General features: G+C 71.1%; 23 protein-coding genes. 12 read left to right on the top strand and 11 right to left on the bottom strand.

The window, feature by feature from the left end:
- Positions 1-176 precede the first annotated feature (176 nt).
- Positions 177-1,178: a LacI family DNA-binding transcriptional regulator gene (locus QLQ12_RS21890; protein ID WP_282762142.1), complete on the bottom strand. Its 1,002-nt coding sequence runs from the start codon at positions 1,176-1,178 to the stop codon at positions 177-179.
- A gap of 190 nt (positions 1,179-1,368) precedes the next feature.
- On the opposite strand from QLQ12_RS21890, the gene QLQ12_RS21885 reads away from it, so the two are divergent.
- Positions 1,369-1,722, top strand: a complete 354-nt coding sequence (locus tag QLQ12_RS21885; RefSeq protein ID WP_282762141.1) for a YciI family protein — start codon at positions 1,369-1,371, stop codon at positions 1,720-1,722.
- Positions 1,723-1,725: 3 nt separating this feature from the next.
- Here QLQ12_RS21885 and QLQ12_RS21880 read toward each other — a convergent pair whose 3' ends face one another.
- The gene (locus tag QLQ12_RS21880; RefSeq protein ID WP_282762140.1) at positions 1,726-2,979 is read right to left on the bottom strand and encodes an RNA polymerase sigma factor; all 1,254 of its coding nucleotides are present in this window, start codon (positions 2,977-2,979) and stop codon (positions 1,726-1,728) included.
- 132 nt (positions 2,980-3,111) lie between these two features.
- On the opposite strand from QLQ12_RS21880, the gene QLQ12_RS21875 reads away from it, so the two are divergent.
- From QLQ12_RS21875 to QLQ12_RS21855, 5 genes are all read left to right on the top strand, one after another.
- Positions 3,112-3,627, top strand: coding sequence for a methyl-accepting chemotaxis protein (locus QLQ12_RS21875; protein ID WP_282762139.1), 516 nt, complete (start codon positions 3,112-3,114; stop codon positions 3,625-3,627).
- 149 nt (positions 3,628-3,776) lie between these two features.
- Complete coding sequence (locus QLQ12_RS21870; RefSeq protein ID WP_328518297.1) at positions 3,777-4,106, top strand: YchJ family protein; 330 nt, start codon at positions 3,777-3,779, stop codon at positions 4,104-4,106.
- 27 nt (positions 4,107-4,133) lie between these two features.
- A complete protein-coding gene (gene kynA / locus QLQ12_RS21865; protein ID WP_282762137.1) occupies positions 4,134-4,985 on the top strand; it encodes a tryptophan 2,3-dioxygenase in 852 nt (283 codons plus the stop codon).
- Positions 4,982-6,214, top strand: coding sequence for a kynureninase (kynU, locus tag QLQ12_RS21860; RefSeq protein ID WP_282762136.1), 1,233 nt, complete (start codon positions 4,982-4,984; stop codon positions 6,212-6,214). Before kynA ends, kynU begins: the two co-directional genes overlap by 4 nt.
- A gap of 692 nt (positions 6,215-6,906) precedes the next feature.
- Entirely contained in the window at positions 6,907-8,040 is a 1,134-nt protein-coding gene (locus tag QLQ12_RS21855; protein WP_282762135.1) for an amidohydrolase family protein, read from the top strand.
- 1,421 nt (positions 8,041-9,461) lie between these two features.
- Here the strand turns inward: QLQ12_RS21855 and QLQ12_RS21850 are convergent.
- Positions 9,462-9,737, bottom strand: coding sequence for a hypothetical protein (locus QLQ12_RS21850; RefSeq protein ID WP_282762134.1), 276 nt, complete (start codon positions 9,735-9,737; stop codon positions 9,462-9,464).
- Positions 9,738-9,747: 10 nt separating this feature from the next.
- Positions 9,748-10,773, bottom strand: coding sequence for a Gfo/Idh/MocA family protein (locus tag QLQ12_RS21845; protein WP_282762133.1), 1,026 nt, complete (start codon positions 10,771-10,773; stop codon positions 9,748-9,750).
- 220 nt (positions 10,774-10,993) lie between these two features.
- Here QLQ12_RS21845 and QLQ12_RS21840 point away from each other — a divergent pair, with 220 nt between their 5' ends.
- Positions 10,994-11,821: a methyltransferase domain-containing protein gene (locus QLQ12_RS21840; protein WP_282762132.1), complete on the top strand. Its 828-nt coding sequence runs from the start codon at positions 10,994-10,996 to the stop codon at positions 11,819-11,821.
- 40 nt (positions 11,822-11,861) lie between these two features.
- On the opposite strand, the gene QLQ12_RS21835 is transcribed toward QLQ12_RS21840, so the two are convergent.
- The 4 genes from QLQ12_RS21835 to QLQ12_RS21820 form a co-directional block, all read right to left on the bottom strand.
- On the bottom strand, positions 11,862-13,349 hold the full coding sequence (locus QLQ12_RS21835; RefSeq protein WP_282762131.1) for a glycoside hydrolase family 130 protein: 1,488 nt from the start codon (positions 13,347-13,349) through the stop codon (positions 11,862-11,864).
- Positions 13,346-14,434, bottom strand: coding sequence for a glycosyltransferase (locus tag QLQ12_RS21830; RefSeq protein WP_282762130.1), 1,089 nt, complete (start codon positions 14,432-14,434; stop codon positions 13,346-13,348). Before QLQ12_RS21830 ends, QLQ12_RS21835 begins: the two co-directional genes overlap by 4 nt.
- 3 nt (positions 14,435-14,437) lie before the next feature.
- A complete protein-coding gene (locus tag QLQ12_RS21825; RefSeq protein WP_282762129.1) occupies positions 14,438-15,592 on the bottom strand; it encodes a glycosyltransferase in 1,155 nt (384 codons plus the stop codon).
- A gap of 160 nt (positions 15,593-15,752) precedes the next feature.
- Positions 15,753-16,751, bottom strand: coding sequence for a glycosyltransferase family 4 protein (locus tag QLQ12_RS21820; RefSeq protein WP_282762127.1), 999 nt, complete (start codon positions 16,749-16,751; stop codon positions 15,753-15,755).
- A gap of 82 nt (positions 16,752-16,833) precedes the next feature.
- Between QLQ12_RS21820 and QLQ12_RS21815 the strand changes: the two genes are divergently transcribed.
- The gene (locus QLQ12_RS21815) at positions 16,834-18,543 is read left to right on the top strand and encodes a glycoside hydrolase family 13 protein (protein ID WP_282762126.1); all 1,710 of its coding nucleotides are present in this window, start codon (positions 16,834-16,836) and stop codon (positions 18,541-18,543) included.
- Here the strand turns inward: QLQ12_RS21815 and QLQ12_RS21810 are convergent.
- Positions 18,525-19,325, bottom strand: coding sequence for an SDR family NAD(P)-dependent oxidoreductase (locus QLQ12_RS21810; protein ID WP_282762125.1), 801 nt, complete (start codon positions 19,323-19,325; stop codon positions 18,525-18,527). The genes QLQ12_RS21815 and QLQ12_RS21810 overlap by 19 nt on opposite strands.
- 64 nt (positions 19,326-19,389) lie before the next feature.
- Here QLQ12_RS21810 and QLQ12_RS21805 point away from each other — a divergent pair, with 64 nt between their 5' ends.
- The 3 genes from QLQ12_RS21805 (at position 19,390) to QLQ12_RS21795 (ending at position 22,788) form a co-directional block, all read left to right on the top strand.
- Positions 19,390-19,986 (top strand): TetR family transcriptional regulator, encoded by a 597-nt coding sequence (locus QLQ12_RS21805; protein WP_282762124.1) that lies wholly within the window; start codon positions 19,390-19,392, stop codon positions 19,984-19,986.
- 26 nt (positions 19,987-20,012) lie between these two features.
- On the top strand, positions 20,013-20,504 hold the full coding sequence (locus tag QLQ12_RS21800; RefSeq protein ID WP_282762123.1) for a TspO/MBR family protein: 492 nt from the start codon (positions 20,013-20,015) through the stop codon (positions 20,502-20,504).
- 112 nt (positions 20,505-20,616) lie between these two features.
- On the top strand, positions 20,617-22,788 hold the full coding sequence (locus QLQ12_RS21795; RefSeq protein ID WP_282762122.1) for a peptidoglycan recognition protein family protein: 2,172 nt from the start codon (positions 20,617-20,619) through the stop codon (positions 22,786-22,788).
- Here the strand turns inward: QLQ12_RS21795 and QLQ12_RS21790 are convergent.
- The gene (locus tag QLQ12_RS21790) at positions 22,776-23,957 is read right to left on the bottom strand and encodes an FAD-dependent monooxygenase (RefSeq protein WP_282762121.1); all 1,182 of its coding nucleotides are present in this window, start codon (positions 23,955-23,957) and stop codon (positions 22,776-22,778) included. The two genes, QLQ12_RS21795 and QLQ12_RS21790, sit on opposite strands and share 13 nt — an antisense overlap.
- Before the next feature lie 101 nt (positions 23,958-24,058).
- Here QLQ12_RS21790 and QLQ12_RS21785 point away from each other — a divergent pair, with 101 nt between their 5' ends.
- Positions 24,059-24,943, top strand: a complete 885-nt coding sequence (locus tag QLQ12_RS21785) for a TetR/AcrR family transcriptional regulator C-terminal domain-containing protein (protein WP_282762120.1) — start codon at positions 24,059-24,061, stop codon at positions 24,941-24,943.
- On the opposite strand, the gene QLQ12_RS21780 is transcribed toward QLQ12_RS21785, so the two are convergent.
- Positions 24,933-25,838, bottom strand: coding sequence for an NADP-dependent oxidoreductase (locus tag QLQ12_RS21780; protein ID WP_282762119.1), 906 nt, complete (start codon positions 25,836-25,838; stop codon positions 24,933-24,935). The genes QLQ12_RS21785 and QLQ12_RS21780 overlap by 11 nt on opposite strands.
- Between the last annotated feature and the right edge of the window lie 113 nt (positions 25,839-25,951).

The raw sequence follows: 25,951 nt of genomic DNA, 5'->3' as shown, positions 1-25,951 counted from the left end.
GTGAGTGGAGTCACTGTAACGAGGCGTGCAGACACTCGCAAGGTTTCAATATTTCCATGAAAAAACACGACTCAACTGCGGCAGCTACTGGCTTCCGGCCGCTTGACCCGCTTTTGTACGCAAAAAAGCCGCCGACCATCGGTCGGCGGCTTTCGAGCCGTCAGTCAGCGCGTCGATCAGTCCCGGCGGACCGGCCCCGTCGAGCCCCGGACCACCAGCTCGGGCTCGAACAGCAGCTCGTCGGAGAGCACCCGGGCCTCGTCGATCTGGCTCACCAGCAGGTCCACCGCGGCCTGGCCCATCATCTCGATCGGCTGCCGCACCGTCGTCAGCGGCGGATCGGTGCAGGTCATGAAAGCGGAGTCGTCGAAGCCCACCACCGACACGTCGCCCGGCACCGACCGGCCCAGCCGGCGGGCCGCCCGGATCGCGCCCAGAGCCAGCACGTCGCTGGCGCAGATGATGCCGGTCACGCCCCGCTCCACCAGCTTGGTCGCCGCCACCCGGGCGCCCTCCATGGAGAAGCTGGAACGCTCCACCCAGGCCTCGGCGTCGGCGGCCACGGACACCTGGAGCAGCGCGGACAACTTGCGGCGGGACGGCACGTGCCCCTCCGGGCCGAGCACCATGCCGATCGTCTCGTGGCCCAGGGAGCGCAAGTGCCCGTACGCCTGCTCGACCGCCACCGCGTCATCGGTCGACACCCGGGGAAAGCCCAGCTCGTCGACCCCGGCGTTGACCAGCACCACGGGCAGTCCACGCTCGGTGAGCCGCCGGTAGTGCTCGTGCGAGGCGTCGGCGAGCGCGTAGGAGCCGCCGGCGAAGATCACCCCGGACACCTGATGGTCCAGCAGCATCTCGACGTAGTCGGCCTCCGGCACGCCGCCGATCGTGCGGGCGCACAGCGCCGGGGTGAACCCGCGCTGCGCGAGTGAGCCGGTCACCACCTCGGCGAGGGCGGGGAAGATCGGGTTCTGCAGCTCCGGGAGCACCAGGCCGACGAGCCGGGCCCGCTCGCCACGGAGTTTGGTGGGGCGCTCGTAACCCAGCACGTCCAGCGCGGTGAGCACCGACGTGCGGGTGGCCTCGGAGACGCCGCTGCGCCCGTTGAGCACCCGGCTGACGGTCGCCTCGCTGACTCCGGCCTTCTTCGCCACCTCGGCTAGTCGTTTCGTCACGACGGAATACTACGCCATATTTTTGCAAGAAAAGAACCACTGTCAGTCCGTCCTTGCAAAATACGTGCGAGCGCGGTGCAAGGCGGGCGCCGCTTTCCCTTCCGGCGGCACGGCCGGGATGCTCGATGTCGATTCGGGCTCGTCCCGATCGTCAGGAGGTAGGACAACCCGATCGGAAGGAGAACGATCCATGCGCTACGTCATGATCCTCGTGGGGGACGAGTCGAAGTGGTCCGACCCCGAGGTGGCCGAAGGACTGATGGACGAGATCAACACTTGGTGGCAGAAGTGGTCCGAGGCCGGGAAGATCGTCGCCGGCGGCGCTGAACTGGCGCCGTCGAGCACGGGGAAGACCATCAGCCCCGGGCCCGGTGGCGCGCCCGAGGTCACCGACGGCCCGTACCTCGAGATCAAGGAAGTGGTCGGCGGGTTCCTCCTGCTCGACACCGACGACCTGGACGAGGCCATCGCGGTGGCCTCCGGCTGGCCCGGCATCGCGGCCGTCGGCGACCGTGTCGAAGTCCGTCCGGAGATGGTCCGCTGAGGTTCACGCGCCGTCGAGACGGGCGGTGAGAGCGGCGAGGCGGCCGGTGAGCAACTCGCGTTCGGCCGGATTGGTGGCCAGCGCGAGAGCCCGCCGCGTCGCCTCGGCGGCCTCCGCCGTCCGGCCCAGGCGGCGCAACAGGTCGGCACGGGTCGCGTGCCACAGCCGGTAACCGCCGAGCCGGCCACCCAACTCGTCGACCTCGGCCAGAGCCCGCGCCGGCCCGGCCGTGAAACCGGTCGCGACCGCCCGCCCCAACAGCACCACCGGTGTCGGGCGCAGCCTCAGCAACAGGTCGTAGAGTCCCCGAACCGCCACCCAGTCGGTGCGCTCCCAGGACGGCGCCAGCGCGTGCTGCGCCGCGATCGCCGCCTCCAGCTGGTACGGGCCGGGCCGGTCCAGCGCGGCGGCCCCGGCCAGACGCGTCAGCGCGGAACCGATCAGGCGCCGGTCCCAGCCGGACCGGTCCTGGTCCTCCAGCAGCACCAGCCGGCCGTCGGCGCCGAACCGGCCCGCGGCCCGGGACTCGTGCAACTCGCACAGAGCGGCCAGACCCGCCGCCTCCGGCTCGTCCGGCACCAGGGCGGCCAGCTGCCGGGCCAGGTCCAGCCCCTCCCGGGCCAGCTCCCGGCGCTCCACGGCGTCCCTCGAGGTGCTGAGGTAGCCCTCGTTGTAGATCAGATAGAGGACTCGCAGCACGGACGGCAGACGGGTCGCGCGTTCCCCGGGCTCGGGCGTCTCCACCCGTACTCCCTGCTCGCGCAGATGCCGTTTGGCCCGCACCAGACGCTGCGCCACGGTGGCCCGGGGGAGCAGGAAGGCCGCCGCCACGGTCTCCGCCGGCAGTCCGGCGACCGCGTGCAGGGTGAGCGCCACCCGCGACGGCTCCGGCAGCGCCGGATGACAACAGGCGAACACCACCGCCAGCCGGTCGTCACCCGACGGCGGCCAGAGCGGATCGGCGCCGCCGGAGGACCGGCCGTGAGTCGGGTCGGCCGCCAGCACGGCCTCCTTGGCCCGGCCGTTCGCCTCCCGGCGCCGCCGGTCGATCGCCTTGCGCCAGGCCGTCGTCACCAGCCATCCCGCGGGATTCGCCGGTACGCCCTCGTCCGGCCACCGGCGCAGCGCCTCCGCGATGGCGTCCTGGAGCGACTCCTCGGCGGCGTCCAGATCCCCGAGACGCCGCCCCAGCACCCCGAGCATGCCGGCCGCCTCGTCGCGCCACACCCGGTCGAGAACGCTCTCCACCCCATCCATCCGGCTCATTCTGCCGCCACGTTCCCCGGGGAGACCCGCACGGGACGGGGCTGGATCGGGGAAAACGCCCCGCGGCCGGCGGGCGGGATGGGATGTTTTGAGACGACCGTCAGAGAAAGGGTCGCCATCACCATGTCCGACTGGGATCAGAATGACGGATGGTCGTCGTCCGGCGGCGGCCAGGACGACTGGGCGGCACAGGCGCAGGACCGGCAGCGCGACTCGGTGCACCGGCTCGCCAACGTCAGCAACGACATGGCCGCGGCCACCGACGCCGCGGTCCGGGCGGCCGAGACCGCGGTTCAGGTGATCCAGCGGCTCGAGGCCAGCAGCACCGAGATCGGCAAGGTGGTGCAGCTCATCGCGACGATCGCCAAGCAGACCAACCTGCTGGCGCTGAACGCCACCATCGAGGCGGCCCGGGCCGGCGAGGCCGGACGGGGCTTCGCCGTCGTCGCCAGCGAGGTCAAGGACCTGGCCAACGAGACCGCGACCGCGACCAGCGAGATCGGCACCCAGGTCGGCGGGATCCGCGCCGACACCCAGAACGCCGTGTCCGCGATCGAGGAGATGCAGGGCCTGATCGAGGAACTGGACCGCTGTCAGAAAGTGATCAGCGGAATCGTAGTGGAGCAGCAGGCCCACTGACGGCGGCGGACCGGCCTGCGGGTTCGATGGATTGTGGATACCGGGGCGGTGCGCGAGGACCGCTGCGAGAGACTGGGCGCATGGCACGCAGATCCCCCAAGCCCCGGAAATCCTCTTCCGTGTGCCCGTGCGGGCGTGGCTCGTACGACATGTGTTGTGGCCTTCTGTATGAAGGCCGGCCCGCGGCGGACCCGGAAGCGTTGATGCGCTCGCGTTTCAGCGCCTATGCGCTGGACAACAGTGACTATGTGGTGCGGACCTGGCACCCGCAGACGCGGCCGGAGGCCGTCACCGCCGAGCCCGGGATGCGCTGGACGCGCCTCGAGGTGCTGGAACACGGCGGCGGTGGCGTCTTCGACGCGGAAGGGACCGTCGATTTCCGGGCGCACTACACCGACGGCGGCCGTCCCGGCGTCCTGGCCGAGAAGAGCCGATTCGTCAGGCACGACGGCCGCTGGGTGTACTGGGGTCCGCTGTGATCTCCTTGGGGAGGAGGTGGATTCGCCATGTCGGCACAGCGCCCGCTCGAGGACGGCATCATCAAGGACTTCAAGGTCAATCTTTCGTACGGGGAGTACCTGCACCTCGACAAGATTCTTGAGGCGCAGCGCCCGGTCAGCGTGCCGGAGCATCACGACGAGCTGCTGTTCATCGTGCAGCACCAGACATCCGAGCTCTGGCTGAAACTGATCGTCCATGAGCTGCGCGCGGTCCAGGAATATCTGGCGAAGGACGAGCTGCGGCCCGCGCTCAAGGGGCTGGCCCGGGTCAAGCACATCCAGCGCACCCTGACCGAGCAGTGGTCGGTGCTGGCCACCCTGACCCCGTCGGAGTACGCGGAGTTCCGCAGCTTCCTCGGCACGTCGTCGGGCTTCCAGTCGTACCAGTACCGGGCGATCGAGTTCCGGCTCGGCAACAAGAACAAGGGCATGCTGGCGGTCTTCGACGACCAGCCGGAAGCCCGGGCGATGCTCGCCGACGCGCTCGCGACCCCCAGCGTCTACGACGAGTTCCTGCACTTCCTGGCCCGGCGCGGACACCAGGTGCCGGCCCACATCCTGCATCGGGACATCACCGAGGCGTACGAATACCACGCCGACCTGGTGCCGGTCTTCCAGCGGATCTACGAGAACGCGGAGCAGAACTGGGACGTCTACGAGGCCTGCGAGGAACTCGTCGACCTGGAGGAGAACTTCCAGCTGTGGCGGTTCCGGCACCTCAAGACGGTGGAGCGGACGATCGGCTTCAAACGGGGCACCGGCGGATCCAGCGGGGTCAGCTTCCTGAAGGCGGCGCTCGATCTGACATTCTTCCCCGAGCTGTACGCCGTCCGCACCGAGATCGGAGTGCCCCGTTGACCGTCGACCTGCTCGCCCGAGCCACCGCCCTCGACGCGGCCGACCCCCTCGCGGGGTACCGGGAGCAGTTCATCACGCCGCCGCCCGCCGAGCTGCTGTCCTACCTTGACGGCAACTCGCTGGGCCGGCCACTGCAGGCCACCGCCCGGCTCGTCGAGCAGTTCATCCGCGAACAGTGGGGCGGCCGGCTGATCCGCGGCTGGGACGAAGGCTGGCTGGACTGGCCGCTCACCCTCGGCGACCGGCTCGGCTCGGCGGCTCTCGGCGCGGCGCCCGGGCAGACCGTCATCGCCGACTCGACCACGGTCCTGATCTACAAACTGGCGCGGGCCGCGGTCGACGCCCGGCCGGGCCGACGGACCGTCGTGCTCGACACCGACAACTTCCCCACCGACCGGTACGTGCTCGAAGGCATCGCCGCCGAGCGCGACCTGCGACTGGTGTGGATCGAGACCGACCCGTCCGCCGGCATCGCCCCGGCACAGGTGGCCGACGTCGTCGGTGAGGACACCGCGCTGGTGCTGTTCAGCCATGTCGCGTACCGGTCGGGCTGGCTCGCCGACGTCGCCGCGATCAACCGGATCGCGCACGCCGCCGGGGCCCTCACCATGTGGGACCTGTGCCACTCGGCCGGCTCGGTGCCGATCGCGCTCGACGAGTGGGGAGTCGACCTCGCCGTCGGGTGCACCTACAAATACCTCAACGGCGGGCCTGGGGCGCCGGCCTTCGCCTACCTGCGGCAGGAGCTTCAAGGCGAGCTGCGGCAGCCGATCCAAGGCTGGATGGGGCACCGGGCGGCGTTCGAGATGGGCCCCGGTTACGAGCCCGCGGCCGGAGTCCGCGCGCTCCTCAGCGGCACCCCGCCGATCCTCGCCATGGTCCCCATGCACGCCAACCTCGACATGCTCGCAGCCGCCGGAATCGAAGCGGTCCGCGCCAAGTCGTTGCAGCTCACCGACTATGTGCTCGCCCTCGCGGACGAGTGGCTGGCACCACACGGCGTCGCCGTCGCCAGCCCGCGCGACCCCGCCCGGCGAGGTGGCCACGTCACGCTGCGGCAGGAAGGTTTCCGGTCCTACCTGGAACCTCTGTGGGACAGCGGCGTGATCCCGGACTACCGGCGGCCGGACGGGCTGCGGATCGGGCCGGCGCCGCTGAGCACCAGCTTCGCCGAGGTCTACCAGGGGCTGGCGGTTCTGCGGGACCTGATCGAGAAGAACCCGCGGTGACCAGCCCCTCCCACCCGACACCTCCGGCGTCCGCACCCGAACCCGCCCGCCAGCCCCCGCCCCCGCCGTCTCCGTCACCGTCCTCGTCTCCTTCGCTGCCCCCGTCTCCTTCGCTGCCCTCGTCTCCTTCGCTGCCCCCGTCTCCTTCGCCGTCCTCGTCCTCCCCGCAGTCCGAGGAGGTGTCCTGCCCTTCGCCGCCTCCTCCGCCCGGCGCGGCCTCTTCGCCTGCGCCTGCCGGCCCGGTAGCCGCTTCTTCGTCCGCGGGTGCGCCTACTGGCTCGCCGTCCTCGCTGTCCTCGCTGTCCTCGCTGTCCTCGCCGTCCTCGCTGTCCTCGCCGTCCTCGCCGTCCTCGCCTGCGTCGCGCGGCGGGGCGCTTTCGTCCTCGACGCCCGGGCCCACCGAGCCCGCGGCCGGCCCCCCGCCGTCAACCTCCTCCACCTCCTCGCAGGCGTCTTCAGGTGACGGCGCCTCGGGTGTCTGCGGGTCGGCTGGAGCACCGGCGACCGCGCCGAGCTGCTGCGGCGGGTCAGCCGCCGGCGCGGGGTGCGGGCTGTCGGCTCTCCGGCGCACCGGGCCGCGACCGACGGTCACGGTCGCCGAGGAACACACGGTTCCCGCCAGTGACTCGGCCGACAGCCCTGAGGCGACTGCCGGAAGCGGTGCGGCGCGGTCGGCTGTTGGCGGCGGTGCGGTGTCGGCGGCTGGCGGAAGCGGTGCGGCGCGGTCGGCTGTTGGCGGCAGTGGCGCGGCGACCCTGGCGTCTGGTGGCGGGGATGTCGGCGGCATCGGCGCGGCCCGGGCCGGGCGGGTGGAATGGCTGCTGGCCGACTCGGTTTGGTGGGGTGGGCGGCTACGGACCGGCGTGGCCCTCCGCGTCGCCCCGGACGGCGTGATCAAGCCGGTTCCCGCTGAACTCGCCCCGGGTGGAGCCGACACCCGGCGTTTCCCCGGCACCCTGCTTCCGGGGCTGGTCGACGCGCACGTGCACTCGGCGCTGGTCGACCTCGGCACGGTTCGCGCCGGGGGCATCGCCGAGGTGTGGGACCTCGGCGGCGTACCCTCCCAGGTCTCCGATCTTGCCGCCCGTGCCCGGAGGCCGGACGCGAACCTGCCTCGCATCCGCTTCGCCGGACCGTTTCTGATCGCCCCTGGCGGCTATCCGAGCGACCGCTCCTGGGCAGCGACGGGCAGTTGGCGGGAGATCCGCACGGCTGCCGACGCCGACTCCGCGGTGGCCGAGACGAGGCTCGCCGGGGCCACCCTGATCAAGGTCACCGCCCACGCCGGCGGCCCGACGCTGCCGCAACCGGTCCTGGCGGCCCTGGTGTCGTCCGCCCACAAGAGCGGCCTGCCGGTGGTCGTGCACGCGGAGGGCGCGGGAACGGTCGCCGCGACACACGCCGCCGGAGCCGACATGCTGGCGCACACGCCCTGGACCGAGCGGGTCGACGACGAGCTGCTGCGCGCTTGTGCCCAGCGGATGCGCTGGATCAGCACCCTGGACATCCACGGCTGGGGAGAACCCGACCCCGCCCGCGAGATCGCCGTCGACAACCTACGGCGCTTCATCGGGTACGGCGGAGCCGTCCGCTACGGAACCGACCTCGGAAACGGGCCGCTCCCGCCAGGTATCAACATCCGTGAGATCCGCCTGCTGCAGTCCGCCGGCCTGACACCCGACGCCATCCTGGCCGCGATGACCGAAAATGACAGCTCCACGGTGTCCTGGGTCGCCGGCGGCCTGAACCTGGCCCCCACCGCCTTCGCGGACTCCTTGGCAACGGCGAGGGTCCTCGGCGCCGACGTCCGCCCCTACACCCCCTGACCGCCCCTACCCACCGCACCGCCACCGCCCCTCACGTCCGCCGTGTGGTAGCCGCCCGGTTGCGTCCGCCGTGTGGTAGCCGCCCGGTTGCGTCCGCCGTGTGGTAGCCGCCCGGTCGCGTCCGCCGTGTGGTAGCCGCCCGGTCGCGTCCGCCGTGTGGTAGCCGCCCGGTCGCGTCCGCCGCGTGGTAGCCGCCCAGTCGCGTCCGCCGCGGGCTCGCCGCCCAGTCGCGTCCGCCGTGAGGTCGCCGGCCGGCTACGTCCGCCGCGAGGTCACCGTCTAGTTACGTCTGCCGGGATCTTGCTGCGCCGTCCACCCGATGCGGTGGCCAGCGCTTCAAGGTCCGCGAGCGCGGCGTTGTCGGCCCCAGCCGCCGCGATCGTGATGCGATAGCTACCCCAAACGGTGGTTACTGCCTCAAGGTCTCCGCGGTCGCCGGTGGTTGGCGGTCCGGCCGTGGGGATCTTGGTGCGATGCCTCCCTGAGACGGTGGTCGGTGCTTCAAGGTCTCCGCGGTGGGTGCCGACCGCGATCGTGGTGCGGTGCCCACCTGGAACGGTGGTCGCTGCTCCAAGGTCTGGGCGGTGGCGGCGGTTGTCGACAGAACGGTCGCGGTGTTGGTGGGGGCTTCACTCGCGGTGGTGGCTAGCCCTTCGATGGCTAGCCCTTCAACGTCTGGGCGGTGGTGGTGGTTGTCGACCTAGCCGCTGGGATCTTGGTGTGATGGCCACCCGGAACGGTGGTTGGTGCTTCAAGGTCTGCGGCTGGCGAGTCAAGGTCTGCGGCTGGCGAGCGTGGCCGCCGACGGTCGCGATCTTGGTGCGTGACCACCTAAGACGATGGTTGTTGCTTCACGGTGTGGCGCTAACCGGTGGTTGTTGCTTCACGGTGTGGCGCTAACCGGTGGTTGTTGCTTCACGGTGTGGCGCTAACCGGTGGTTGTTGCTTCACGGTGTGGCGCTAAACGGTGGTTGTTGCTTCACGGTGTGGCGGGGGCCGGTGGTCGTCGACTCAGCCGCTGGGATCTTGGTGCGGTGGCTACCGGAAACGGTGGTTGGTGCTTCAAGGTCTGTGCGGTGGCGAGTCGTCGCCCCAGCGGCTGGGATCTTGGTGTGGTGGCCACCCGGAACGGTGGTTGGTGCTTCAAGGTCCGAGGGTGGTGGGTGACTCTTGGCTCGTAGCTCTGATCTTGATGCGCCGGCCACCTGATTCGGTGGTCAACGCAGCAAGGTCGGCAGGCGCCCACGGCGGCAGTGCCGGAGTAGCTGGAGTGGCCTGGCGAGCTGGGGAGTCGTGGCCGGTGGGGGCCTGGAGACGGCTCCGGCGCAGCGTGGGGGCTGCGCCAGAGACGGTGCTGGAACGGGTGCCGGGGCAGCGAATGCTGCAGGCCGTCCGGTGGGATGGCCGTCCAGGTGCGGCGGCTAATGAGGGCTGGGCCCGTCCATGGTGGGGCGGTCGTTCGCGGTGGGATGGCCGCTCAGGACGGGGCGGCCGTTCGCGGTGGGATGGGCGCTCAGCGTGGCGCGGCTGTTCATGGTGGGGCGGGCGTTCATGGTGGGGCGGTCGTTCATGGCGGGGCGGCTGTTCATGGTGGGGCGGTCGTTCATGGTGGGGCGGTCGTTCATGGTGGGACGGCCGTTCATGGTGGGACGGCCGTTCATGGTGGGACGGCCGTTCACGGTGGGACGGCCGTCCATGGTGGGGCTGTCAGAGAGGGACGGCGGTGCCGGTGGCGGCGCTGCGGCGGGCCGCGTCGAGGATCTCCATGGCACGGACCGAGTCCCACGGGTCGACGGGCATCGGCCCCTCCCCGAGGACGGCGGCGGCCACCGCCGGATAGAAGCTGTCCCAGCGGCCGCGGCAACTCTCCACCGGGGCGCCGGTGGCGCCGCGGAACAGATGGCCCCAGCGGTGTTCCGGTTCGACGCCCCAGCGGTCGGCCAGCTTGGCCGGCGTCTTGCCACCCTTGAGCAGGGTTTCCTGGTAGTCGAGTTCGGGCGAGATGTAGGTGCCGGCGGTGCCGGTGACCCGGAAGCGCGGGCCGGGGCCAGCCTGGCGCCAGGAGCCCCACAGGTGCGACTCGACGCCGCTGGTGTGGTGCAAAGCCATGAACCAGTCGTCGTCGAGGCCGCCGTCGGGGCCGCGGACCTCGGCGTACACCCGCTCGGCCGGGCCGTGCAGCTGCAGCGCCTGGTCGACCATGTGGGAGCCGAAGTCGAGGAGGGTGCCGCCGCCGGCGGCGCCGGGCAGCCGGTCGGGGGCCCACCGCTCCATCCGTGACTCGAATCGCCGGACGGTGCCGAGCGATCCCTTCTCCATCAGCTTGCGGATGGTCAGGAAGTCGGAGTCCCACCGCCGGTTCTGGTAGACGGTGAGCGGCACGCCGGCCTCTTCGGCCGTGGTGACCAGCTTGCGGGCGGTGTCGGCGTCGAGCGCGAACGGCTTGTCGACGACCACCGCGAGGCCGGCCTCGATGGCCTCGACGGCCAGCGCGGCGTGGGTGGCGGCGGGGGTGGAGATGGCCACCGCCTGGACGCCGGCGGCGGCGAGCGCGGCGATCGAGTCGTACGTCTCGACGCCTGGTAGTTGCTCCGCGACCTGGGCCCGGCGCTCCTCGGAGGTGGTGACCACGCCGGCGAATTCGATGTTCGCGGCGGACGCGATCAGCGGCGCGTGGAACACCCGGCCGCCGGTGCCGTAGCCGACCAGCCCGAACTTAACCCGTTCGATCATGCCCGGAAGTTTTACACATTGGTTGCCGGGCTGTTGCCTGTGATTTCGCCGGTGACGTGTGATGCACAAGACATCACAGAGCGTATGGTTCGATTTCCCTATCCTGCCGTGTGCGGATCGCGAACATCGGGCGCTTGATCTAGCGAAAGAGCAGGTGCCGCCCCTGTCGGATGGATGACCGCCACCACCGAACGGTGCTTGCGCGATGAACAATTGCCGCATGGAACCCGCACAGAAGGACCGGACGCCCTTTTCCGACATCGACGCCCTGTCGACCCAGATGTCCGAATTGGTGCTCGACGCGCTCACCGAGATGAGCCGCCATCCGGAGATCCGGCGGGTTCGCCGCGCGGCGTACGAGGCGTTGTGTCCCGCCGCCGGCCAGCGACTGCTCGACGCGGGTTCCGGCGCCGGCGAGGTGGCCCGGCTGCTCGCCGCCCAGGTGGGCGGCACGGGCGAGGTTCTCGCGGTGGACCATTCGTCGGCGGTGACCGCGGCCGCGGTCGGCCGGCACGACGACAGCAACGTGCGTTATCTGACCGGTGACGTGCGCACTCTCGACCTGCCGGACGACTATGTCGACGGCGTCTGGTGCGAGCGGGTCCTGCAGCATGTCGAGGGCGCTGACCGGGCGATCGCCGAGCTCGTCCGGGTGACCCGCCCCGGCGGCCGGATCTGCCTGATCGACACCGACTGGGATTCGCTCGCCTTCGACGGCATGCCGGCCGGGCTGGGCAAGGTGGTGCTCGCGCACGTCAGCGGCCATTTCACCCCGCAGCAGGCCGATATGGGGCGGACCCTGCGGCGCCGGCTGGTCGCGGCCGGGCTGAGCGGCCTGACCGCGATCCCGGTGACCTGTCTGTTCACCAGTCCGGCCTCGGCCGCGGTGGTGTTGCCGATGGTCAACCCCCGGGTGCCGGAGGAGTCCTGGGCCACCCCGCCCGGCCTGCGCGACGAGTGGCTGGCGTGCGTCGACGCGGCCGGGGCGAGCGGCACGTTCCTGGCCGTGCTCACCATCTGGGTGGTGGCGGGCACGGTCCCCGTCTGAACCAGGAAAGCCTGCAGGCGGTGCGGTCCCAGCAGAGCGGTCAGCCTCCCACCGGCTGCATGCGGTGCAGCAGGCGGTCCAGGGGCATGCTGGCGAAACTGATCCGGACGTCGCTGGAGGCGTACGGCAGCCAGAACCGCCCGTCGTGAACGAGTCCTCCGCAGGAGTAGAGGACGTTCGGCACGTACCCCTCGCGCTCGATCTCGTCCGGGTCGATGAGTCCCTGCGGCAGGTCGGCGATGACCCGCTCGGGGTTCTCCAGGTCGAGCAGCATCGCGCCGATGGCGTACCGGCGCATCGGGCCGACCCCGTGGGTGAGCACCAGCCAGCCGGCGGCCGTCTCGATCGGTGATCCGCAGTTGCCCACCTGGATCAGGTCCCAGCCGCGGTGCGGAACCAGCAGCGGCCCCACGTGCTGCCAGCGGTGCTGATCGTCCCGGACGGCGAGGCCGAGGGTCTCGCCGTCGGAGCGGCAGAGCGCGTACTTCTTGCCGCTGATGTAGCGCGGGAACATCGCCATGCCCTTGTTGCGGGCGGCCGGCCCGTGCAGCGTGGCGACCTCGAAGTGCCGCAGGTCCCGGGTGTAGATGACCCGGCCGGAGATGTTGAACCCGTCGTAGGCGGTGTAGGTGGCCTGGTAGGCGGGCCGCCCGTCAGGGTCGGTCACCTGCACGAACCGGGCGTCCTCCATGCCCCGGCCCTCGCTCGGCGTGGCGGGCCAGAGGACCCGCTGGTGCAGTGGGGTGTTGGCCGGGAACGTGACCGCGTAGTCGTCGCCGACGATCCGGCGGAGCAGTTCGAGGGTCATCGGCGTCGTCGGCCGGGCCTGCAGTTCGGCCGGCAGGTGGCTGATCACCTCCTCGAACTCGGTGTCGTCGTATCGGTGTGGGAGGGCGTTGAGGACGTACGCCGAGGCCTCGTTGTCGATGTCCTCGTCGCCGAGCGCCGCGAAGAGCTGGTGTTTCATGTGTTTCGCGCCGACCCGCTGGCCGATCGCCAGCGGCCCGTCCCGTTCTTCCAGGCGGATCGCCGCGCCGGGGCCGAGGATCACGCTGCAGAAGCCGATCGACGAGATGTGACCCTCGCCGATCTGCCGCAGGCTGAGTGCCGCCCGCATCTCGCCGGGTGCGAGATCGCCCTGGTCCGGGTGGGGCACCATCGACGGGTTGCAGAGCGCTGCCGCCTCCACCGAGAACTCGTGGCTGAAGTAGGCGCCGATCAGCGTCCGTGCGGCGGGCGACAGCTCGATCTCCGTCGGCACGCGGTGCTGGACCACCTCGTAGTGGTGCTGGAAGACGGCGAGGATGTCGTGGTGCCGCCCGGAGAACCGGGCGAGCACGTCGTCGAGCGAGGCGGTGATGTCCGCCTCGTCGAGTTGCAGGATGCGTTCGATCAGGCAGGACGCCCGGTTATGGGTGATGTGCGCGTCCTCGCCGGGGACGAAGAGCTTGATCACGACTCGCCGGCCGTCCGGGGCCATGGTGATGTTGTGCCGGGTGATGTCGGTGGTGTTCACCGTTGCTGTCACGCTAGGCCGCCTGAGGGTCGGGTCGCGCTCCGGCTCGCCAGCGTGCGGGCATGCAGCAGCGTGGAGACGAGCGCGAGGGTGGATTCGGCTCCTTGGTTCAGATTAGGACCATTGGCCGTCAATCCGTCATAACATCCGCCAGTCTCAGGGTCGTACATCACCGTTCCGGTGTCGTTGTCTCCGAGAAACCAGGTGATCGCCTGGAAGAGCGGGGCGTCCCAGTGCTCGTCGCCGGTGACGGAGGCCGCGGTGGCGCAGGCGTCCGCGGTCGCCGCCGCCTCGATCGGCTGCTGGTCGAAGCGGTGCCGGCCGGCGGCCGGTCCGGGCCGCCAGCCACCGACCGGGACGGTCGAGAGGTGACCGTCCTTCTCCTGCATGCCGCAGAGCCAGGAGAGCATCCGCAGACCGTCGACGAGCAGGCCCTCGTCGCCGAGGAGGTCCCCGGCGGCGATGACGACCTCGGCGAGGGCCGGATTCGCGTACGTGAGCTCCGGTTCCGGCCAGACCCAGTCCGGATCCGAGCCGGGCAACCCGATCACGGTGGCCGCGTCGCCGAGCAGTTCGGCGGTGGGCGGGTCGTGCGGCCCGGCGCGCAGCACCTCGGCGGCGCCCAGTCCGGCGAACGCCATCGCCCGCGGCCAGGTGGACCGGCACTGCAGGCCCAGCCGGAACGCCTCCATCGCCTCCCGCCGGATCCAGCCGGACGGGCCGCGGGCGGCGGCCGTGCCCAGCCCCCACATGGCCCGGCCCCACCAGTCGCCGAGGCTCGGCTCGTCCAGCCAGCGACGGTCGTAGCTCATCCGGTTCCGGAAGGACCCGTCGGCGCCCTGCGCGTGGGTCAGGAACGCCAGGTAGCGCTCGGCCAGCCGGACGAGGTCGGCCCCGGGGCGGCGTTCACGGGCGATGACGAGCAGGCCGCGGGACACGTCGTCCACGCAGTACCCGTGCTCGCGCCGGGCGGTCGCGTTGCGGGCGTGTTCCAGCAGCCCGGTGTCGTCGGAGAGCCGGAACACGTGGTCCCAGCGGGGTTCGGGAACGTCGCGCAACTGGATGGGCGGTGGGATCAGCCGCAGGGACAGCGCCATGCCCTAGGCCGGGATCGTCGCGGCAGCGAGTGGGCGGCGGGCGGCGATCAGTCGAGCGGCCAGGGCCTGGTACCGCGCGGCCACCGCGGGCCAGCGCAGGGTGGGCCCTCCGGCCAGGCCGGCGAGCCGGCCGGGCAGGCCCGGTTCGGAGAGGACGTGACGGATGGCGATCGCCATCGCCTCCGGGTCCTGATGGGGTACGAGCAGGCCCGGCCCGTCCGCGAGCAGTTCCACCGCGTGCGGGAACTCGGTCGCCACCACCGGCACTCCGGCGCCCACGGCCTCGATCAGCACCCCGGACGTGACCTGTTCGGTGGAGTCGTACGGCAGCACCACGGCGTCCGCCGAGCGGATCAGCCGGGACAGTTCCGCCGCCTCGAGGTAGACGTCGGCCCACTGCACGCAGTCGGCGATCCCCAACTCGGCGGCGAGTTCCTTGAGCGAGTCCCGGTAGACGTCGCCCTGTTGTTCGAGCACCTTGGGGTGGGTGCGCCCGGCGACGGTGTATTCGGGGCGGGGCTGGAGGTCGCCGAGGTGGGCCAGCGCCCGTAGCGCCCACTCGATGCCCTTGCCCGGGCCGAGCAGGCCCCAGGTCAGCAGTTGCGGCCGGTCGTGGTCCTCGCGGGGCGTGCCGTTGTGGCTCGCGGCCCCGTGCGGGATCACCGTGACCTTGCGAGGGTCCACGTCGTAGTGGGTGGTGAGCCGCTGCCGGGCGGTGTCGGTCATGGTCACGACGGCGTCGGCGGCCACGCCGATCTGTTCGAGGACGGCGCGCTGAAGGTGGTCGGGGTGCGTCAGCACGGTGTGCAGCACCACGATCGACGGGATCCGCAGCGCCTGGAGGACCGGGAGCACCTCGGCGCCGGCCTCACCGGGGTAGATGCCGTACTCGTGCTGGATGATCGCGGCGTCGAAGCGGTTGAGCGCGGTGGCGGCGGCGACCCATCCGCCGGGGCGGTCGGTGTTCCAGGTGTGCACGACCCGCGGGGCGGCCCGGTCGGGAGCGATCCCTCCACTGGCGTTGTCGCCGGCGAGCAGGCGTACCACCCCCGATCCACCGGCGCCGCCGGTGAGATGTGTCGCGAGAGCCGCATTGAATGTCGCCAAACCGCATTGAGTGGGGGGATAAGTGCTCAAAAACCCGTATGTCGCGGGCATGACCAAGCCTTTCTCCTCGGCCGGGCTGCATACCCGCAGCTCGGACTCAGCGCGCGCGGGCACGGTGTCGTACACCGCGGATGAACGTCCGAACGGGTACCCGAAAAAGGGGCCCGTTTAACGCGCAATTCGCATTGCGACGTTAACAAGATCTAGGTAATCAACTGACGATCTTTCGGTAAATCGACAGATACTCGTCGACCATGCGTTCGGCCGAGAAGCGCCGCCGGGCGTGCGCCGAGCAGGCCTCCCGGTCGACCTCTCCGATCCGCTCCACGGCCGTCACCGCCTCGTCCACCGAGTCCACCAGCAGGCCGGTGACACCCTCGTCCACCACCTCGGGCATCGAGCCCTTGCGGTACGCGATCACCGGCGTCCCGCAGATCATCGATTCCACGACGGAGAGCCCGAATGGTTCCGCGAACCGGATCGGGTGCAACAGGGCCGCTCCCGAGCCCAGGATGGTGTCGCGCTCCTCCGGGCCTACCGACCCGAGATAGACGACATGCCGATCATCGATGAATGGCTCCACGTGATCGGCGAAATAGGCGCGGTCCTGCACGATTCCGCACATCACGAGACGGCGGCCGGCCCGGCGCGCGATCTCGATAGCGATGTCGGTGCCCTTGTCCGGATGGATACGCCCGAACAGGATCAAATCCTCGCCGCCGGCATGAAACGGCAGTCCGGCCAGATCCACACCGTGGTACACGGTGCCCAGATAGTCGAGGTCGGGTGATCGGTCACTGTCCGAGATCGACACGAAATGCGACCGGGCCCGCTGGTACGCCGGAAGGATGTTGCGCCCGGAGAAGCCGTGCACCGTGGTGATCATCGGGGCCCGCGAGTGTGCCGAGAAGGCGAGCGGCAGCCAGTCCAGATGGTTGTGGATCAGGTCGAACTCACCCGACCGCTCCAGCGCGTGACTGACGTGGATGGCCTCCCAGACCCGGCCGTCGATCTCGTCGCTCTCCTCGTAGCCGGTCGGGACCACGCCGTCGAGGGTGGCCTCGGTGACCGAGTCGAGCGTGGCGAAGAGCGTCACGTCGACGCCGCGCCGGGTCAGTCCCTCGGCCAGGAGGCTGGTGATCAGTTCCCACGGCCCGTAGTGCCTCGGCGGCGTACGCCAGGCGATCGGTCCCAGTAATGCGATCTTCATGACAAACCAGAATTTCGACCCATAACCACGTGGTCAGTATGCATCGCCGGTAGCGAGCCGGTTCTCGTGTTAGAGAAGAGCAATGACGGATTCGTGGTGGAAGAAGTCGGTGGTGTACCAGATCTACCCGCGCAGCTTCGCCGATGCCGACGGCGACGGCATGGGCGACCTGCGCGGCATCATCGATCACCTCGACCACCTCGCCGAGCTCGGCGTGGACGTGCTGTGGCTGTCCCCGATCTACTCGTCGCCGCAGGACGACAACGGCTATGACATCAGCGACTACCAGGGCATCGAGCCGCTCTTCGGGACCCTGGAGACCTTCGACGAGCTGCTCGCCGGAGCGCACGCCCGGGGCATGAAGATCGTCATGGACCTGGTGGTCAACCACAGCTCGGACGAGCACCAGTGGTTCCTGGAGAGCCGCTCGGCGAAGGACCATCCGAAACGCGACTGGTACTGGTGGCGTCCGGCCCGCCCCGGCATGGAACCGGGCGCCCCGGGCGCCGAGCCGACCAACTGGGGTTCCGTCTTCGGCGGCCCGGCCTGGGAGTTCGACGAGAAGACCGGCGAGTACTACCTGCACCTGTTCTCGCGGAAGCAGCCCGACCTCAACTGGGAGAACCCGGAGGTCCGCCAGGCCGTCTACGCGATGATGCGCTGGTGGCTGGACCGGGGCGTGGACGGCTTCCGGATGGACGTCATCAACATGATCTCCAAGGTGATCGGTGCGGACGGCTCTCTGCCGGACGGGCGGCTGTCGGTCGGTTCGGCGTACGCGGACGGCTCCGCCGGCTTCATCGGCGGCCCGCGCCTGCACGAGTTCCTCCAGGAGATGCACCGCGAGGTCTTCGCCGGCCGGGACGGCCTGCTGACCGTCGGCGAGATGCCGGGCGTGACGGTGGAGGAGGCCCGGCTGCACACCGACCCGGCCCGGCACGAGGTCGACATGGTCTTCCAGTTCGACCATGTCTGGGTGGACCGAGGGCCCGACCCGTGGCTGCTCGTGCCGCTCCAGCTCACCGCGCTCAAGGCGATCCTCGGCCGCTGGCAGGCCGGTCTCGCCGACCTGGGCTGGAACAGCCTCTACTGGAACAATCACGACCAGCCGCGGGTCGTCTCCCGGTACGGCGACGACAGCCCCGCCCACCGGGCCGCCTCGGCCAAGATGCTCGGCACCGTTCTGCACCTGCATCGCGGCACGCCCTACGTCTATCAGGGCGAAGAGCTGGGCATGACGAACTATCCGTTCGGCACCATCACCGAGTTCCGCGACATCGAGGCGCTCGGCCAGTACCGGCAGGCCGTCGATCTGGAAGGGCGCAGCCCGGAGGAGGTTCTGACGGTCCTGCGGGCCCGCGGCCGGGACAACGCGCGCACCCCGATGCAGTGGGACGACTCGCCGCACGGCGGTTTCACCACGGGCACGCCGTGGCTGCCGGTAAACCCCAACCATGTCGAGATCAACGCGGCCGCTCAGCGGGCCGACCCGGACTCGGTCTTCCACTGGTACCGGAAGCTGATCGAGCTGCGGAAGACCGAACCCGCGGTGGTCGAGGGCGACTTCACCATGCTGCTGCCGCACGACGAGCGCCTCTACGCCTTCACCCGCCGCCTGGGGAAAACGGAACTGCTGGTGATCGGCAACTTCTCCGGTAAGGCGGCCCGCGCCGAGATCGACGACGCCACGGCGTGGGCGGACGCCGAACTGCTGCTGAACAACCTCAGCAGCCCGCCGGAGAACCTGATGCTGGCCCCCTGGCAGGCCGTCGTCTATCGCCGGGCGCTCTGACTCATCATCGTGCCGAGGGCGGTGGTGGTGAGCCGCCGCCCTGCCAGCCGGCCGGCCCCGATCATGATCCGATTGGCCCGGCCGGTGATCAGGCTGGGCGGCGGGTTGCGCCGGTCGAGGGCCTTCAGCGCCGCGTCGATCACCTGGTCGGCGCGCATCCGCCGGGTCCCGCCGTCGGCGCCCTGGCCGGCCACGTCGAAGAACTCCGTCTCGGTGGCGCCCGGCGCCAGCGCCATGACGCGCAGGCCGGTGCCGCGTGACTCGAACCAGAGCGCCTCGGTGAAGTTGAGCACGAACGCCTTGGTCGCCGCGTAGACCGCGAGCGTGGGGCCCGGCTGGTAACCGGCGATGCTCGCCACGTTGATCAGCACGCCTTTGCCGTGTGCCCGCAGCGGCTCGATGAACGCCCGGGTGATCTCGGTCAGGCTGGTCACGTTGAGGGTGATCTCGTCGGTGAGCCGCTGCGGGCCGGCCTCGTGGAACGGACTGTGCGTGCCGAACCCGGCGTTGTTGATCAGGCTGGTCACCGGCAGCCCGTGCTCGGCCACGGCGGCGCTGAGCGCGGCGCCCGCACCCGGCACGGCCAGGTCCATCGCGATCGGGGTGGCGGTGACGCCGTGTGCCGCGGACAGCTCCGCGGCCAGGCGCTCGAGGCGGTCGCCGCGCCGGGCGACGAGCACCAGGTGGGAGCCGCGGGCGGCCAGCCGGCGGGCGAACTCCACGCCCAGGCCGGAGCTCGCGCCGGTGATCAGAGTGGTCTGGTTGCGATAGTCGACGGGCATGGCTGGCACGCTATGCCCGGGTGGCACTCAGTGTCAATAAGGCATTCCGTGTAAGGTGGGCGGCATGTCGCTCTGGTCCCGGACCCGCAATGCCGTCCACGGCGAGATCACCCGGACCGCGATGGAGCTCTTCCTCACGCGTGGCTTCGACGCCACCACCATCGACGAGATCGCGGCCGCCGCCGGCATCTCCCGGCGCTCCTTCTTCCGCTACTTCGGCACCAAGGAGGACGTGGTCCTCGGTGACCTGATCGCTCGTGGTGAGGAGATCCGGCAGGCCCTCGAGGCCCGTCCCGACGGCGAGGAGCCGTGGACGGCGCTGTGCAACGCCCTGCACAGCGTCAAGGACACCGCCTACGACGACGACACCATGCTCGCGATCTTCCGCATGGTCCACGGCACCCCCTCGCTGCGGGCCCGCAGCATCGAGAAACACCTGCAATGGCAGGCGCTGCTCACCCCCGAGGTCCGGCGGCGGCTGGGCGCCGACCCCGCAGACCCCTTCGACGTACGCGCGGACGCGCTAGTCGCCACCGTCATCACCTGCCTCGACGTGGCCGGCGAGGCGTGGACCCGCGGTGACGGAGCGGTGTCCCTGGAAGACCTCTTCGACGCCGCGGCCGCCGCGGTCCGGCCACCGGGGTCGCGCGCGGTTCCCTGACCGGAATCGGGGGTAACCCGCTCGGTATGACCAGTCATGTGATGCGTGGACGCGGGTCGATGTCGCCCTGGTTGGCGCTGGCCGGGTTCGGGGCGGCGGTGGCCGTGGCCGCGCTCCTCGGTGGACTCGGGGTGGCCGGGACCGCCGATGAGTACCGGAGTCTGAACCAGCCGTCCTGGGCGCCGCCGTCGGCGGTGTTCGGGCCGGTCTGGACGGTGCTCTACGCCATGATCGCGGTTAGCGGCTGGCTGGTGTGGAGGCGGGCCGGCTGGTCGCCCGCCCTCAACTGGTACGCGGCACAGCTGGTGCTGAACGCGATCTGGACGCCGATCTTCTTCGGGTTCGGGCAATACGGGCTCGCTCTGCTGGACATCGTGGTTCTCTGGGTGTTGATCGGTGTCACGGTGGGGAAGTTCCGGCCGATCTCTCCCGTGGCGGCCGGGTTGCTGCTGCCGTATTGGGCGTGGGTCACCTTCGCCACCGCGCTGAACGCCGCGATCTGGGCGGCCAATCAATAATCTGACTTTTTTTCACAAATGTCCCACCTGCCCCAGTAGTTCCCGGCATGGTGTTCCTTGGTCCCGGCGCATCCCGAAATGATCCCTTCCGCCGGGGGCCGGGGGAGTTCACATGCGCCGCAACCGGCTCACCGCACGTCTCGTCGCAGCCCTGGTCGCCGCCACCCCGGCGGTGGCCGTGGCGATCGCCGGCGGAGCCGCGGTCCAGCCGCCCGTCACCACGGCACCGGCCGGCCGGACCGGTCCGGTCCTGCAGACCTTCGCCCTGACCGAGCGGTCCCCGGAGGCGACGGGCCGGATGCGCCTGGTCTCGGCGCGCACCGCCGGCCGGCCGCGGACCGCCGAGCTCGCCCAGCGGGTGACGGATCCGTTCAGCCTGGTCGGTGTCACCTGGGCCGACCCGCGATCCGGGCCGTCCGCCGCCATCGAGGTGCGGACCCGGCGCCTCGACACCGGGACGTGGGCACCGTGGCAGCCACTGGAGACCGACAACCCGGACGCCTCCGCCGGTGGGCCGGGTGTGCGCGGCGCCAGTGACCCGCTCTGGGTGGGGCCGTCCGACGGGGTGCAGGCCCGGGTCGTCGCCGCCGGTGCAGCCGAACTGCCGGACGGGCTCCGGGTGGACCTGATCAATCCGGACGCGCCGCGGAGCGGCTCCGCCTATCGGCTCATGGCGATCCAGAAGCCGGCCGTTCAGAAGCCGGCCGTTCAGAAGCCGGCCGTTCAGAAGCCGGCCGCTCAGAAGCCGGCGGCGCGGACGGAGGCGAAGACGCCCGGCCTGGTGCTGCCGCTGCGGCCGGTGCCACGGATGGTGACACGGGCCGGCTGGGGCGCCGACGAGTCGATCGTGGAGGAGCCGCCGGAATACACCGGGGCCGTGCACGTCGCCTTCGTGCACCACACGGCGAGCGGCAACTCCTACGACTGCGCCCAGTCCCCGAGCATCGTGCGGGGCATCGAGAACTACCAGGTCAAGAGCAAGGGCTGGAACGACATCGGCTACAACTTCCTGGTCGACAAGTGCGGGCGGATCTTCGAGGGGCGCGCGGGCGGCGTGCACCGGTCCGTGCTCGGCGCGCACACCCTGGGATTCAACGCGAACGCCACGGCCATCGCGGTGATCGGCGACTTCCGGTCCACCGCGGTCCCGGCGGCGGCGCGGGCCTCGGTGGCGCAGCTCGCCGCGTACAAACTCGGGGCCTGGAACAATCCGCCGCTGGGCAAGGTGGGTCTGGTCTCCGGCGGCAGCGACCGGTACCCGGCCGGGCAGACCGCGATCCTCCACCGGATCTCGGGGCACCGCGACACCGGGCGTACCGAGTGCCCCGGCAATTCCCTCTACAGCCAGCTCCCCTGGATCCGCGGTGTCGCCGGGGCGGCGCCGGCCGGGCTGCGGTACCGGGGGGTGAACGGCGCCACCGAGCACGGCGGGAAGTACTACACCAAAGGGCCGGCCGGGCCGGCCTGGGACCTGACCACGGCGACCCGGATGATGGACCGCTTCGAGGTGTGGGTGGACGGCCGCCTCTCCGCGGCGGCGCGCAACGGGCACCGGCAGGCGGGGATCCGGCTGGAGCCCGGCACACACACCGTCACCGTGCGGGGCGTGCACCTCTCCGGGAAGATCGCCAGCACCACCACGCAGGTGATCGCCGACCCGGTGGCCCCGTCCTTCAGCGAGACACCCCTGGTCTCGCTGCGGGAGGGGACGGTCGGGGCCACCGCGCCGGTACGGATCGGCTGGGCGGCCTCCGACACGTCCGGGCTGACGTCGGTACGCGTGCGCGGGGCGGACACCGGAAACCTGCCCGGCGCCACCCGGGCACTGACCGCGACGGCCCGGCTCGGTGACCCGGCGACCTGGGCCGTCACGGCCACCGACCGGGCCGGGAACTCGGCCAGCGATGCGGTCACCCGTACCCCCGTGCTCCTGACCGAGGCGGAGGCGCCGCGGACCGGAAGCTGGCGGGCGGTGCGTGACCAGGAGCATCTGGGCGCGGAGGCGGTCGCCGCCTCGGCCGCCGGAGCGTCGCTCACCTGGACCTTCACCGGCAGTTCGGCCGCGCTCGTGGCCGGCCGGACGGCCGGATCCGGGCGGGTGCGGATCTATGTGGACGGTGAGTTCCAGGGCATCGTGGATCTCCGGTCGGCGTCGTCGGCCTACCGGCAGGCGGTCTGGACGCGGACGTGGCGCAGCAGCGGCACGCACACCGTCCGGGCACAGGTCGAAGGCACCACGGGCCGGCCGTCGGTAGTCCTGGACGGGCTGGTCTACCTGCGCTGAGCCGGCGACGGGTAGTCGCGCAGCGTGATCGCCTCGGCCTTGCCGAACTGCTTGGCCGCGAGCTGCTTCGACGGCCAGCGGGTCATCATGCGCATCGAGAACGCGCGGAGCCGGATCATCGCCCGGCTCCGCGGCGCGGCCAGCCGCATCCCGCCCGGCGGCAGTTCCAGCCCACCGGCCACGTAGTCGGCCATCTCCCGCTGGTAGGCCGCGAAGGCGTGCGACGGATCGGTGGCCCCGGCGAGCTCACCGGCCAGCACGTAGGCGCCGACGAGGCTCATGCTGCTGCCCAGGCCGGCCAGCGGCGACCCGCACCATCCGGCGTCGCCGAGCAGCACCACCCGATCCCGCCACCAGCGGTCCACCCGCACCTGGTTGAGTGAGTCGAAGTAGAAGTCGGGAGCCTCCGGCATCGCGGCGAGCATCTCCGGGATCCGCCACCCGCCGCCCTGGAGCCTCTCGGTGAGCAGGCGCTCGGCCTCGGCTCGGGGGACGCGGTCGAACGCGGGCTCCGGGTGCAGGAACGACAGCGACGCCTTCACGGTGCCGCCGTTCTCCGGCCGCAGATAGGCCCCCAACCCGCCGGGGGCGTTGTACATCAGCAGCCAATGGTCCAGGCCGCCCGGGTCGGGCATGGTGAAGTACGAGGTGTAGCCCCCGAGATAACGGACGAACCGCTGGTCCGGGCCGAACACCATCCGCCGGGTGGCCGAGTGGACGCCGTCGGCGCCGACGATCACGTCGTACCGTTCCCGGCCGCCGCTCGCGAAGGTCACCTCCGCGCCGTCGATGCCGGTGATCCGGTCACCGAAGCGGTAGTCGACGCCGGCGGTGGCGTCCAGCAGGATCCGGGCCAGGTCGCCGCGGGCGATCTCGATCTCGGCGACGGCGCCCTCGCCGCCGAACGCGTCGGCCGGCATCTCGGCGAGCCGCCGGCCGGCGGCGTCCACGATGGCGAGACCGCGCTCGTCGACCTGGTGCTCCCGGATCCGTTCGCGCAGGCCCATCCGCTCGACGACGGTACGGGCCACGCCGCGCACGTCCACCGCGTGCCCGCCGGGCCGTGGAGCCGCCGTCCGCTCCACCACGGTCACCGAGGCTCCCGCCCGGTGCAGCCAGAACGCCAGAGCCGGCCCGGCGATGCCGGCACCGGAGATCAACACGCGCATGTCCCCGCTCCTCTGCGTACTCTGTACATCGATGTACTAGAGGCTAGGTTCGTGCGCGAAAATCAGGTAACCGCACTAGTACGGAAAGCAGGTGTACTACCGTGGACGCGCCCTATCAGCGGATCGTCGCGGACATCCGGCGGCGCATCGAGGACGGCTCCCTGCGCCCCGGTGACCGGGTGCCGTCGGCCCGTGCCATCACCCGGGACTGGGGCGTCGCCGTCGCCACCGCCACCAAGGCCCACGCCGCCCTGCGAGAGGCCGGCCTGACCGTCGCCCGGCCCGGCGTCGGCACGGTCGTGGCCGGGCCCGCGCCCCCGAGGGACACCGACCTCAGCCGTGATCGCGTCGTCGCCGAGGCGATCGCCATCGCCGACCGCGACGGCCTCGCCGAACTCTCCATGCGCCGGATCGCGACCGGCCTGAACGTGGCGACCATGTCCCTCTACCGGCACGTGCCGAGCCGCGACGACCTGATCCTCGCCATGATCGACGCGGCGCTCGGCGAACTGCGGGTGCCCGCCCGGTACAGCGGCGACTGGCGGGCCGATCTGGACACCTGCGCCCGCGCCCTGTGGGCGGTCTGCCAGCGGCACCCGTGGCTCGGGCCGTCGATGTCGCTGACCCGGCCGCAATTGGCACCCAACGCGCTGCGGCTCGGCGAGTGGATCATGGGTGCGCTGCATCCGACCGGGCTCGGCGTCACCGACCGGATGCTGGCGCACGTGATGCTCTTCACGTTCATCCGTGGCGTGGCCACCGCGCTCGAACCGGAGGCACAGGCGGTGCGCGACACCGGGCTCACCGACGACGAGTGGATGCGACGGCAGAGCTCCGTCTTCGAACGGTTCGCCGCCCAGAACCCGGCGCCGCACTACGAGCAGCTGATTCACCTGGACGAAGGCTTCGAGTTCGACATGGACGTCCTGTTCGAGTTCGGCCTGGCCCGGCTGCTCGACGGGCTCCAGGTGTGGATCACTCGCTGACCGTCAGGACCACCTTGCCGCGGGCGTGCCGCGACTCCACCGCCGCGTGCGCCTCGGCCACCGCCTCCAGCGGGAACGTCAGCACCGGCAGCACCAGCTCACCCGCGGCGGCCAGGGCGACCACCTCGGCCAGCCGGGCCGGGGAACGGCCCGCACGGACCACCCGGGTGCCCAGCTTCGCGGCGGCCTCGTCATCGACGATCGTGCCGACCCGGTCCGGCGCGACACCCAGCGCGAGCGACTGGGCGATCGCCTCGCCGCCGGCGGCGTCCAGCGCCACCGTCGGCTTCAGGCCGGTGGCCAGCACGGCTTCGACCAGATCAGCGCCGTACGGGACAGCGATCGCGCCCATCGCCCGCAGCCGGTCGTGATTGCCGGGACTGGCCGTGCCGATCACGGTCGTCCCGGCGCGGCGGGCGACCTGAACGGCGACCGTGCCGACGCTGCCGGCACCCGCGTGCACCAGCAGCACGTCGTCGCCGGTGACGTCGAGTTCGAGCAGGGCGCCGGTGGCCGTCTGTGACGCCGCGACCAGGCCCGCCGCGGCGGCGAAGTCCAGGCTGTCCGGCTTGGCGACCACGTTCGCCGCCGGCACGGTCAGCAACTCGGCGGCGGCGTTGAGCATGGTCGAACCCAGCACGGCGTCGCCCACCCGCAGGTTGCCGACGCCCGGGCCGACCCGCTCGATCACGCCGGCGTACTCCTGGCCGAGCTGCTGCGGGAACGCCGCCTGCACCCACGGCATCATGCCGCGGCGTACCGCGACGTCGAACGGCTGGACACCGGCCGCGCGTACCCGCACCAGCACCTCGCCCTCGCCGGGCGACGGATCGGGCAGATCGGCGATGCGCAGGACCTCGGGTGGACCGTAGCTGTCGAACACGGCTGCTCTCATAGCGAGGAAGTCTGCAAGTTCAACGAAGGTTGAGGTCAAGCGCACCACCCGGTGTCCGGCGAGGAGAGCCCGGCCGAAGTGGTCGGCCGGAGCGACCGTGGAGGCGGCCCGGC

It is taken from the genome of Actinoplanes sandaracinus (assembly GCF_030009775.1).
In the GTDB taxonomy this organism is placed as follows: Bacteria; Actinomycetota; Actinomycetes; order Mycobacteriales; family Micromonosporaceae; genus Actinoplanes; species Actinoplanes sandaracinus.
The sequence above is the reverse complement of the archived record's forward strand: the minus strand, read 5'-3'. Positions and strand labels throughout refer to the sequence as shown.